Source organism: Helicobacter turcicus, assembly GCF_019711685.1.
GTDB lineage: Bacteria > Campylobacterota > Campylobacteria > Campylobacterales > Helicobacteraceae > Helicobacter_D > Helicobacter_D turcicus.
The window spans coordinates 25966-38326 of sequence record NZ_JAIGYQ010000011.1 but is presented as its reverse complement, the minus strand read 5'-3'; the positions used below and the strand labels follow the sequence as shown (position 1 = coordinate 38326).

The window sequence follows — 12361 nt, the reverse complement described above, 5'->3', positions numbered from 1 at the left end:
GATGTGTATAGCGAGTGTAGCTTACATATTGATGGTGATTTAGAAGGTAATGTTGCTGCAAAAACTAATGTAGTTATTGGCAAAACTGGAAATGTGGATGGTAGTATTGATGCAGAACATTTGGTTATTAGTGGAAAACTTATGGGGAATTGCACTTGCAGTATTGTTGAGATTTTGCCACAGGGTAGAATCGATGGAAGCATTATGGCAAAAGAGCTTATCATAGAAAAAGGCGGTGAGTTTGTAGGGCAAAGCGTTGTGCATAAAAACAACGAATATGATAAAAATAAGATAGATTTAAAAGCGCCAAAAACAATCTCGCTAAACCAAAAAACAGAGGAAGGCGTTGCATCAAAGTAGTATTTATGCATTTTTAAAAGCGCATAGGGGGGAGTTTAAATCGCGCTTTAAAAATGGGCTTGTAATCCTATGTGAAGATAGGCAAAGTGCCTTGTCTTGCGGAGATGTAGCGAAGTTTTTAGGATTTGAAACATTTGTTTTGCCAGACTTTAGGGCAAAATTTGGCGATGATTTGCGTAGCTATCAAGAGGAGTTATGCGCGTTATTTGCAACACTTAGGGATTTTTATGCACACAAGGGAGAGAAGGTTTTATTTTCGCCCTTATACACACTCTTGCATTCACTGCCAAATGCGGAATCTCTTTGTGTGCTTAAATTAAAAGTGGGTGATATTTTAAATCTTAAGAATTTCAAAGAAAACTTGTTGCATTTTAGTTATGAATTTGTGGATCTAGTTGAGCTTAGTGGCGAGGTTTCAATCCGTGGAGATATTATTGATATTTTAACGCCAAATAGTGAAGAGCCTTATCGTATCACGCTTTTTGACGAGGAAGTAGAGAGTGTGCGCCATTTTGATTCACAAACACAACTATGTTCCAAAGAGCCTTTAGAATCCTTAGAAATTTCTCCGGCATTTTTAAACTTAGATGCGAAAACCTATGAAGCTTTAAAGTTTGCTATTACAGAACTTCCACACAAGCAATCTATGCTAGATTTAGGCGGGAGTGGTGATGTTTTAGGTTTTGGCTTTTGGTGCTTAGAAAAAATTGGAATCGCGAAAGATTTTTTAAGTGAATATCCCTTTGTAGTGTCCTCAAGCACTAAGGATTTAGCAAAGGAAGTGCTAAGTTTTAATGAGTATAGTGCTAAAAAATTGCAATGTGTGCTTAATGGTGAAATTTTGGATTCTACACAAGAATATCAAGATTTTAATTACAATTTTAATACACTCCAAAATTTCTTAGAGCTTCACAAAATGAAGACAATCACAATTCTTGCAAAGAGTGAAGCGCAGGCGCGTCAAGCTAAGATTCCATTAGATGCACCTTATAATTTCAAGTTTGGTGTAGATTATGCAGTTAATCTTCTAGGTAAAGAAATTTTAATTCTTTCTCTTAATACACCCCAAAGGCAAAAAAAGCGCACTAAAACAAGGATTTTATTAGACGAGCTAAAAGTTGGCGATTATGTCGTGCATAGTGATTATGGAATCGCAATTTTTAGCGGAATCACGCAGACAAATATTTTTGGAGCAACACGTGATTTTATTACTCTACGCTATTTAGGGGAGGATAAGCTTTTACTTCCTGTTGAAAATCTAGATAGAATTGACCGCTATATTGCTGATGGTGGCGGGATTCCGCTTTTAGACCGCTTAGGTAAAGGCTCTTTTGCAAAACTTAAAGAGAAGGTTAGAGAAAAACTCTTTGTGATTGCTAATGCTATTGTTGCTTTAGCTGCAAAGCGTGAGTTAATTGATGGTGTAGTGTGCAATGTGCAAAAAGAGGAGATTTTAATTTTTCAAAATCAAAGTGGATTCCATTATACGCAAGACCAAACTCAAGCAATTGAAGAGATTTTTAAAGATATTAGTAGTGGGCGCGTGATGGATAGGCTCTTAAGTGGAGATGTAGGTTTTGGAAAAACAGAAGTTGCGATGAATGCAATGTTTGTAATGTTTTTAAATGGGTATCAATCTGCAATGATTGCACCAACTACGTTACTAACCTACCAGCATTTTAATACGTTAAAAGATCGTTTTGCACCTTTTGGATTGCGTTTAGCTAGATTAGATCGCTATGTTGGGACAAAAGAAAAAAAGCAAATTCTAAGAGATTTAAAAGAAGGGAATTTAAATGCAGTAGTTGGCACACATACGCTTTTAAATGTGGAGTTTAAGAATCTTGCGCTAATGATTGTAGATGAGGAACATAAATTTGGAGTTAAACAAAAAGAAAAGATTAAGGATTTAAGTCAAAATATCCACTTGCTCTCAATGTCAGCAACGCCGATTCCACGCACGTTAAATATGGCACTTTCACACATTAAAGGCTTAAGTGAATTAAAAACGCCTCCAAGTGAGCGTCAAGCGACACGCACTTTTATTAAACACCTTGATGACACGCTCTTAAAAGAAGTGATTATGCGTGAAATGCGCCGTGGTGGGCAAGTGTTTTATATCCATAACAATATTGCTACGATTAAGCAAAAAAAAGAGGAGATTCTACGTGTTTTACCAAAGCTAAATATCGCTATTTTACATTCGCAGATTCCAGTTAATGAAGCAGAAGACATTGTATTAGAGTTCGCTAAAGGAGGTTATCATATTTTGCTTTGCACAAGTATTGTAGAATCTGGAATCCATTTGCCAAATGCTAACACAATTTTGGTGGATAATGCTAATTGTTTTGGAATTGCAGATTTACATCAGTTGCGTGGGCGTGTGGGACGTGGAAATAAAGAGGGATTTTGTTATTTGCTTGTGGAGGATTTTAATGCTATTACAGAAGATGCTAAAAAGCGTTTGTTAGCTTTAGAGAAAAATTCTTTCTTAGGCAGTGGTGGAGCACTAGCCTACCACGACTTAGAAATACGTGGTGGTGGGAATTTACTAGGTGAGGCACAAAGTGGGCATATTAAAAATATTGGCTACTCACTTTATCTTAGAATGCTCGAAGATGCGATTTTTGCGCTTAGTGGTAATATGAAACAAAAAGAAGCAAACGTAGATATTAAACTTAGCGTAACTGCATTTTTAAATCCGGAGCTTATTGAATCAGAACGTCTGCGTTTAGAGATTTATCGTCGCTTGTCAAAATGCGAGAATGAAAAAGCTATTTTTGGGATTGAAGGTGAGATTGAAGAGCGATTTGGACGCTTAGATGTTTATACAAGGCAGTTTTTAGACCTTATTCGTATTAAGATTATTGCTAGAAATTGTGGAATTGCAAATATTATGAATTATCAGCAAAATATTACTTTCACGCAAGTTAATGGAGAGAAGACAAGCATTAAAGCAAGCAGTAAAGATGAAGATGATGTGCTAAAAGCGGTGTTTATTTATTTGGAGAAGTTAAATAAAGGACAATAATGCGCTTTGGGTTTATCGGCGATATTGTAGGTAAAATTGGCAGAGAGCAAGTTACACGTTATGTCAAGGAAGCAAGAAGTTTTTATAATCTTGATGTCATTATTGCAAACGGAGAAAATGCTAGCCATGGATTTGGACTTGGAGCAAAGAGTGTGCAAGAGCTTCAAACATCTGGTGTGGATATTTTCACAGGCGGCAATCATACTTGGGATAAAAAGGAAGTTACTACATTTTTAGCACTAGAGAATTCTAATGTCTTGCGTCCGCACAATTATCCAAAAGGTGTTGTGGGAAGTGGTGTGTATCGTGGAAGTGTTGGCGGTGAGCCTTTTGCAGTGTTGAATTTAATGGGACATTTTGGAATGCCACAATGCGATAATGCCTTTATTTGTGCAAATGTTATGGTAGATATGTTGCATAGTGAGGGAATAAAAAATATTATTGTGGATTTTCATGCTGAAGCAACAAGTGAAAAGCGTGCAATGTTTATGATGTTAAAAGGTAGAATTGCGGCGATTATTGGCACACATACGCATATTGGAACAGACGATTTAGAGATTTTTGAAGGAAGTTTTGGTGTGAGTGATGTAGGAATGAGCGGGGCTAGAGAGAGTGTAATAGGAATGGAATGTGAAGAGCCAATTAAACGTTTTTTAACCGGGATTCCAAGTCGTCTAAGTGTGCCAGAGAAAAGGGGAATCCCTAGTATTTTTCAAATGATTGTGTGTGAGATTTCTTATGGAAAATGCATAGAAGCCTTTAAATTAAAAGCAGTGGATAATGGAAGTTTAGAAAAAACATTAGTTGCAAAATAAGGAGGTTATATGCGACAAACCATTGATAAACTAAAAGCAAATAATGCTTTAAGAGTGATTACTGAACCTTTGGATGTGGAGCTTGAGATTCCACATTTAGCGTATTTAGAAGTAAAGCGTAAAGATTCTAAAGCACTACTTTTTGTAAATCCTGTGGATAAAAAACATGGAATCCAATATGAGATACCAGTGCTTATGAATGTTTTTGGGAGTTTTAAACTTGTAGAGTTGCTTGTAGGTGATGTGGAAAAACAAGCAAGTGAGGTGGCAAGCCTTATTAAACTTAAGCCACCTAGAACTTTTAAAGAAGCACTTGCTCTATCTCCAAAGCTTTTGAACTTGCGTTTTTTATCGCCTAAGATTTTAAAGGGTAGGGGTTTGTGTCAAGAAGTGATTAGACAAGGAGATGCAGTTGATTTAGGTGCGATTCCAATACTTAAGACTTGGAGTGAGGATGGGGGGAGATTTATCACAATGGGGCAGTGCTACACACAAAGTCTTGATGGAAGTGTGCGGAATCTTGGAATGTATCGTTTGCAAGTGTATGATAAAAATCATCTAGGTGTGCATTGGCAAATCCACAAAGATAGCGTGTATTTGCTTGAAGAATACCGCAAGGTTGGACAAAAAATGCCCGTTAGTATTGCTATTGGAGGAGATCCTCTTTATACTTGGTGTGCGACTGCACCTCTGCCTTATGGGCTTTATGAACTAATGTTATACGGATTTATTAAAAAACAAAAGCCAAAGCTTGTGCGTTGTGTGAGCAATAGTCTGTGTGTGCCTTATGATGCGGATTTTGTGATTGAGGGCTTTGTAGATCCTGAAGTTATGCGCAATGAAGGTAGATTTGGCGATCATACGGGCTTTTATACTCCTATTGAACCTTATCCTGTGCTTGAAGTGAGTGTGATTACTTCAAAAAAAAATCCAGTATATCTTGCTACCGTTGTTGGTAAGCCACCATTGGAGGATAAATATCTAGGCTATCCTACAGAGCGTATATTTTTGCCTTTATTGCAAACAACAACTCCAGATTTAATAGATTATTATATGCCAGAAAATGGGGTGTTTCATAATTTAATTTTAGCAAAAATTAAGGCACGTTTTCCAAATGAAGCAAAGCAGAGTATGCACGCATTTTGGGGTGTTGGACAAATGAGTTTTGTTAAACATGCAATTTTTGTAGATGAAAATGCACCAAAATTGCAGGATTTGGAGATTATCCCTTATATTTTAAATCGCTTTAGTCCTAAGGCTTGTTTGCTTAGCGATGGCGTGTGTGATGCACTAGACCATGCTTCTCCAGAGTTTGCGCAAGGTGGAAAACTTGGCGTGGATTGCACAAGGGATTATGCAAAAGATTTGGAATCTTGTGAGGTTTTAGATAATGATGCTTTAAAAGAGATTTTAGCTAATGTGTTAAAGGGTAGTGGGGAAGTTAAACGTGTTTTGCAAATCTATATGGAGACTAAAAATCCTATTGCACTTGTTGGCTTAGAGAAAAAAGAAGCTGTGGGTAAGGTGCTTGTAGAGTTGTATAAGAAGTTGGAATCTAAAATGGATAAAGAATTAGATTCTGTCCAAAAACTCCAAAAACATGCACGTGTTGTGGTGGTTGTAGATGATTCTAAAAATGATTTAGAAAATTTGTATATGCTACTTTGGCGTGTTGTCAATAATATTGATGCAAAACGTGATGTGAAGATTTTAGATTCTGTGGTGTTTATAGACGCAACCGATAAGGATATACGTGATGGATATTTTCGTGAGTGGCCAAAAGAAACAGATTGTTCTTTGGGGGTGCTAAAGCACTTAGAGGCAATGGGACTTTTAAAGGAATTTGGAGATTTAAAGAAATTTTATAAAGCATTTCATATTGATAAATCCTATAATTGTTAAGAATATTTTGACAATTTTAAGGCAGAATTCTAGCACTTCATTAAGAAAGGGCAAGTATGGATATGGAAACTAATACGCGTAGAGTTTGGCTTAAAGGACTGAAATCTGAGATTATGGAATTGCGTTATCAAAAATTAAGCGATAAAGAAATTAAGCAGAAAATGCACACAGCATTTCGCAACTATTCTACAAAGATAGAAATTGCAGTAAGTTGGGGTTTTTGGATTATTGTTTTAGCATTGGTTGGATTTGGAATCCATATTGGATATGCGGTATTAATGTGGGAAGCACATTTGTATGAATTTAGTGTGCATTTTTCTCCTTATGCTTCAATGTTGATTTTTGTTTTTTTGTGTGTGGCTTTGTGTGGGATTTTAGCATTTTGGCTTGGATATTTTGTGGATTTTTTTAGATTTCATAAAATTCTTGATGATACGCTTGAAGAGCAGTTTTATTTGAAACTTTTTAAAATGTTTTTAGTGCTTAGTTTTTTGGGTTTTATAGTATTTATGGTAATGGTGTTTTTTGTGGGACTTCAAATTTCGGAGTTTTATGGGATCCCGCTTGGTAGGAGTTTGTTTGGGACATTAATGGAGATTATAGATTGATAAGTATTGGATTGGTGAAAACATTAGAGATTGTACGTTTTGCAAATCCGGGAGCATATTTGCTTGAGAGGACAGAGGAAGTGTTGCTTCCAAATGCCTATGTGCCAAAAAATGCGAAGGTTGGGGATAAGCTAGAGGTATTTTTATACACAGATTCTAGTGATAGACCTGTGGCAACAACACTTAAACCAAAGGCGCAAAGGGGAGAGATTGCACTTTTAAAGGTGGTGGATAAAAATCATTTGGGTTGTTTTTTGGATTTGGGTATTGCAAAAGATGTGTTTATGCCAACAAGGATTCCGCAAAATTATCCTATAGGTAGTCAAGTTGTAGTTTTTTTGACACTAGATAGAGAAAATCGTTTGCTTGCAAAGGAAAATATTAAGCCTTTCTTGCAGAGTTTTAAAACAAATTTGCAAGAGTTAAAGACTGGGACAAAGGTAGAGATTCTACCTTTTAGAAAAACACCAATGGGATTTGAATGTGTGTTAAATGGGAAGAATTTAGGCTTACTTTATTGCAGTGAGATTTTTGGAGATTTTGCTCTGTTTGAGAAAAAAGAGGGATACATTAAACGTATTTACAAAGATGGCAAATGTGATTTAAGTCTAAGGCACCCTCTATCTAAAAATAATAAGGACTTGGAATCTAAAAATCTTTTTGAGAGAATAAAACAAGAGGAAATCCTAGATTTAAACTATGATAGTGCTCCGGAATTAATTTATAAGCAGTGCAATATGAGTAAAAAGGCTTTTAAACGTGCATTAAGTGCGTTAATAAGTGAAGGTAAAGTGGTGCTTGAAAACGGAGCAATCAAGAAGCTATGATGGTTAAAAGTATTGAAAGTTTGAATCTAAAGCAGCTCTTAAGTCCCCATTACGATTAAGGATTTTGCCATAGGTTCTATTAAAGAGCAATGCGAAGCATTATCATCTTTAGATTCTAAAACATGTTCTAAAATAGGATACAACCCTAGATCTTTTGCAACTTTTATAATGTCTTCGTCAGCACCATAACGTTTAATGTATTGTTCAAAACTACCATACCAATTGATATTTTTTACAACACGTTTTGGGCTGTTAAATTGGAATTCTCTTAGATAAGCGTTTTTTAGAAGTGTGGAGATTTTTGTTTTTAAACTCCCAATAGATGTGTAATCCTTTAAAACCTCTAGAGCAACCTCTGGCTTTCCATCTGTTGCAGCTTTGAATGCTTTATTAAAGAGCTCTAGAAATGTATCGTAAAGTTTTTTGAATTCTTGGAGGTTTTTTAGTTCAATACTTGTATCTGCTAAATTGAAAGCTTCTTTTATGTTGTTATTTGCATAGGCTTCTAAGAATCTTTTCTTAAGATGAAGAGAAGCAAGTTTTGTATCAGTAACATCTTTAAATAGAGGAATATTATTGAGATATTCACATAATTTTATTGCTTGTTCTATATTGCTTTTTCTCTCAAGCATATTGACTTGTTTGAATAGATTTCTACTTGCATAAAGTGCTTTTTTGTAGGTGTCGGTTTCTTTTAAGAAATGAAATTTCTCACATAAAGAAAAATAGCCAACAATATTTTTATTTTTATAGGCTTGTTCTGCCTCTAAGAATGCATTCGCATTATTCAATAATAATTTTATATCTTCTTTTTTAGATTCTACATGGTTAAATACACCTAAGAGTTTTTTTGCTTTTTTGATATTTATTGCGGCATCTTGCACAAGAAGAGCTTGACAAGTGTTAAAAACTTGTTGCCAAAGTTGCTCTATTTTTTCATAGGCTAAAGTATTTTTAACAAAGGGATATTTTTCTGCAATTTCATAGGTTTTAATGTAATTGTTTTCTTCAGCGGCATCGAGGAATTCTGCGATATAGTGGATTTGTTCTAGACAAGTATTGAACTCTTGTTTTTTTTCTATATCACGCATAAAGGGTTCGGTTAATGCAATAGCTTCTTGAACAGAGTTTTTGGATAATAAAGCAACAGCTTGTTTTAAGGTTTCTTTCCACTGTGCGTCTAACTTTTCTTTATAGGTTTGCAGGGTGCATAAAAAGATATTATCTTGATAGAACATTGCTGTAATGTCATCCATATTGCCAAGCTCCAAAACCTGCAAGAAAGATTCCATTTGAAATGCAGTATCATAACATTCAATTGCACCATCACTATATCCTAAGAATAGAAAATTTTGATAAAAATGCATTGCTGTAATTCCATGGTGCTTAACTTTTAAGGTTTCTATATGCTTGTTATTAGAGATTCTTATAAGATATAAGGAATTGCCTCTAGAACCCACGAGGGCAAAATCTGTATTTGGAATCCTTTTGCAAAGTGTAAGCCATGAATCTTTGAATTGATTTTTATTAATGATTTTATTTTCTACTAAATCATAGAGAATCGTATCGCCATCACGCGTGATGCAAAAGATTTTTGAATTGTCTTTATCAAAAAGTGCATCTTCAACCACACTTTCAAATGTTATATTAGCAATAACCTTATCATAGGGAATATCAACTACAACAAGCTCCCCACTAAAGCTAGCTCCTAAAGCATAATGTTCATCATCGCTGAAAGCAATGGCAGAAACTGCATCAGAAAAAGGTGAGGAGCTTAGTAAAAAATTATAATTATCCCCATAATAGATAACAATTCTATTCTCCTCCCCACCTGTAGCTAAATAGGAATCGTTAGGAGAGAAAATTGTTTTTGTGATTTCTTTTTTTTGCCAAGTTAGTGGCTCTAAGACTTCAATGTTTTGCTCTAAACCGACTACTGCCCCTTTGTTGGAGTTACTAAAACCTATCGCAAAACACTTTCGCTTATGAGCAAATCCCACTGCCTTGCTAAATTCAAAAAGATGATATTTATCGTCTTGAATGGAGGTAGATTTTTCCAAAGTTTTGTCTTTGCGTGAAAAAACATAAACATTATAAAGATTATCAACAACATAGATCTTATCTGTATCTGCAGTAATTCCTAAAATACTGCTAGTAAGGGAAAAAGTATCTCTCAGAGGAAGCATTATGTATCCTTAAAATATTTTATGAATATTGTCCAGATAAATCGTCTGAAAACTTTATTATATAATAAAGTTTTTTAAAATAATGATAAAACACACACTATTTAGGTATTTACTAAACATTTACTTTTTGACATAAGTCAAGGAAATGGATTTGAAAATTAACTAGAATTTTGCCTTAGCTTAAGATTTTGAGATTTTAAGCTTAAAATCATAAAAAAAGGAGCGTCCATTGGAAGATCAACCTAAAAAACCGCTCTCTTTTCTTGCTTTGTTGCTTGGGGTTTTGTGCGTTTTTGCTTGTGTGATAGGAGTCTATACTTTTTATAACGCAAAAGGAATGTCCTATTTTAGCGATGATAGTGAAGCCTGTAATAACTGCCATGTTATGAATGATGTTTATAACGATTGGTCTAGGGGTTCACACGCACAAAAAATTGCTGGAGAACCACGTGCAACTTGTAATGATTGCCATTTGCCACATAATTTTGTGGAAAAGTGGATAGCAAAGGCAGAGAGTGGAGTTGCGCATGCGTATGCCTTTACATTTAAATTAGATGTGTTGCCTACAAATTTAAGTGCAACAGCAAAATCTAAGGATACGGTTCAAGAAAATTGTGTGCGTTGCCATAGTGATATGGTAAGCAATGTGGTAAATCCTACGACAAATCCGCACGGCAATGGTGCGCTAAGTTGTGTGTCTTGTCATGCAAGCGTGGGACACAGAAGAGGCTTTTAAATTATTTAGGAGGTTAAAATGCAAAAAAGATCACCCGTGATATTAGGTTTGGTGGTTATTGTTTTGGTTGTTATTGCTGGAATGTTTTGGTTAAATGCTGATATTAGCAAGAAACACAATGAGGGTACAGGTGGAATCAATTCTAAAGGTTTTGTGGAGATGAGTGACGACAATCCTACATTTACACATTGGGGTAAAAACTTTCCAGATCACTTGGATATGTATTTAACGGTTGAAAAACAAGAGCCTATTGCAACAGAATTTGGTGGAAACTTAGCGTATTCTAAGCTGATTCGCTATCCTCAATTAACCGTGCTTTGGGCAGGGTATCCTTTTAGTATTGATGCAAATGAAGAGCGTGGGCATTTTTGGATACAAATAGATCAAATGGAGACAGCAAGAAATAATAAAGATTTTTTAAATGCGCATGGATTTGCAAAGTTTGGTGGGCAACCTACTGCATGTATGAATTGTCATAGTGGTTGGAGTCCTTGGCTATATAAAAATGTTGGAATAGGAGATACTTTAGAGGAGAAGTGGATTTCTTTCAACTCTACGAAGTATTGGACAATGATTAAAAATGTTCCTGAAGTTGAGGGTGTAGCAGACCATAGCGGTCCTCATGGAGGAACGAGAATGGGGGTAACTTGTGCGGATTGCCACAACCCAAATGATATGCAATTGCGTTTAACGCGTCAAGCAGCAATCAATGCCTTAGTAGTTCGTGGATACGAAAAAGATCCTATTACAGGAGTTAAAGCAAGTAGAGAAGAAATGCGCACACTTGTTTGCTCACAATGCCATGTGGAATATTATTTCAAGCCAACAGGCACAAAAGTGAAAGTAATGGGAGAATCTATCGCAAATGACGCAAGTCAGAAATGGTGGAATGGCACACAAAAAACTTATGATGAAATTGATGTGTGGAGAAATGGAAATAAACCAACAGAGATTGAAGTAGATGGAATTGAATTGGTATTTCCTTGGAGTGCTTGGGGTAAAAATGAACCCTTTAGAATTGAAATGTTTGATGAGCATTATGAAAATGTGCGTGCAATTTTTGACAAAGATTGGGAGCATAAATTTACAAAAGCACCGATGTTGAAAATCCAACATCCAGAATCAGAACTTTATAGTGGAGGTGTGCATGCTGCAAATGGTGTAACTTGTGCAGATTGCCATATGCCTTATAAGCGTAAAGGTGCAAAGAAGGTAACAGAACATAACATCACTTCACCGCTTCAAGATATTAATGCAGCATGTAAAAGTTGCCATACACAAAGTGAAGAATATCTAAAGCAACAAATTTTTGATATTCAAAAATCCATTGCGTTTGATTTAAGAAGTGCAGAGTATGCAACTGTGAGCTTGATTGAAGATATTAAAGACTTGCGTGCAAAATTAGGAGAATTACCACAATACCAAAGTGATGGAAAGGCTGATGATAAAAAGATTTCCGCAGCTTTAAAGGAGCCATTAGAATTGCATCGTAAAGGGCAAATGCGTGGAGACTTTGTTGGTGCTGAAAATTCAACAGGGTTTCACAATCCTAGAGAAGCAAGCAGAATGTTGTTGCAAGCTGTTGAAATGGCAAGAATGGGGCAAACTAAACTAGTAGAAATTGCAAATGCAAATGGAATCAAGGATTTTAAAACTTCTGATTTAGGTTTTGAAGAAATCCAAAAGCTGAATCCAGGAGATATTCGCTATAAAGTGGATTTAAATGGACATAAAGCGGGTGAGCGTTATTATAAGCATGAAGAAATTAATGGTCCTGCTCCAAAGGAGTTAATGGAACTAGATGCAAACAATAAGCCTTATAATTATAAGGTGATTGATAAAAAAACTTCTTCTTATTAAAAAATCTATCCCCTAAATTTCTCTAAGGCTTTGCCT

Annotated in this window: 9 protein-coding genes; 8 read left to right on the top strand and 1 reads right to left on the bottom strand. The window is 35.5% G+C overall.

The annotated features are described in order from the left end of the window. The first annotated feature begins 3 nt into the window (after positions 1–3). The 6 genes from K4G57_RS07610 to K4G57_RS07585 are packed head-to-tail and all read left to right on the top strand — an operon-like array spanning position 4 to position 7543. Positions 4–360, top strand: a complete 357-nt coding sequence (locus K4G57_RS07610) for a bactofilin family protein (RefSeq protein ID WP_346727943.1) — start codon at positions 4–6, stop codon at positions 358–360. Continuing rightward, the gene (mfd, locus tag K4G57_RS07605) at positions 347–3391 is read left to right on the top strand and encodes a transcription-repair coupling factor (RefSeq protein WP_221532588.1); all 3045 of its coding nucleotides are present in this window, start codon (positions 347–349) and stop codon (positions 3389–3391) included. Before K4G57_RS07610 ends, mfd begins: the two co-directional genes overlap by 14 nt. Then, positions 3391–4206, top strand: coding sequence for a TIGR00282 family metallophosphoesterase (locus K4G57_RS07600; protein ID WP_221532589.1), 816 nt, complete (start codon positions 3391–3393; stop codon positions 4204–4206). Before mfd ends, K4G57_RS07600 begins: the two co-directional genes overlap by 1 nt. Positions 4207–4215: 9 nt before the next feature. Continuing rightward, positions 4216–6108: a menaquinone biosynthesis decarboxylase gene (locus K4G57_RS07595; RefSeq protein WP_221532590.1), complete on the top strand. Its 1893-nt coding sequence runs from the start codon at positions 4216–4218 to the stop codon at positions 6106–6108. Between the two features lie 56 nt (positions 6109–6164). Beyond that, complete coding sequence (locus K4G57_RS07590) at positions 6165–6716, top strand: hypothetical protein (RefSeq protein ID WP_221532591.1); 552 nt, start codon at positions 6165–6167, stop codon at positions 6714–6716. Continuing rightward, positions 6713–7543, top strand: coding sequence for a CvfB family protein (locus tag K4G57_RS07585; RefSeq protein ID WP_221532592.1), 831 nt, complete (start codon positions 6713–6715; stop codon positions 7541–7543). The genes K4G57_RS07590 and K4G57_RS07585 overlap by 4 nt, the downstream gene beginning before the upstream one ends. A 38-nt stretch (positions 7544–7581) precedes the next feature. Here the strand turns inward: K4G57_RS07585 and K4G57_RS07580 are convergent, their stop codons facing one another. Further along, entirely contained in the window at positions 7582–9729 is a 2148-nt protein-coding gene (locus tag K4G57_RS07580) for a WD40 repeat domain-containing protein (RefSeq protein ID WP_221532593.1), read from the bottom strand. 229 nt (positions 9730–9958) lie between these two features. Here K4G57_RS07580 and nrfH point away from each other — a divergent pair, with 229 nt between their 5' ends. Further along, the gene (gene nrfH, locus K4G57_RS07575) at positions 9959–10465 is read left to right on the top strand and encodes a cytochrome c nitrite reductase small subunit (RefSeq protein ID WP_221532594.1); all 507 of its coding nucleotides are present in this window, start codon (positions 9959–9961) and stop codon (positions 10463–10465) included. 18 nt (positions 10466–10483) lie between these two features. Then, positions 10484–12325: an ammonia-forming cytochrome c nitrite reductase subunit c552 gene (locus K4G57_RS07570; RefSeq protein WP_221532595.1), complete on the top strand. Its 1842-nt coding sequence runs from the start codon at positions 10484–10486 to the stop codon at positions 12323–12325. The last annotated feature ends 36 nt before the right edge of the window (positions 12326–12361 follow it).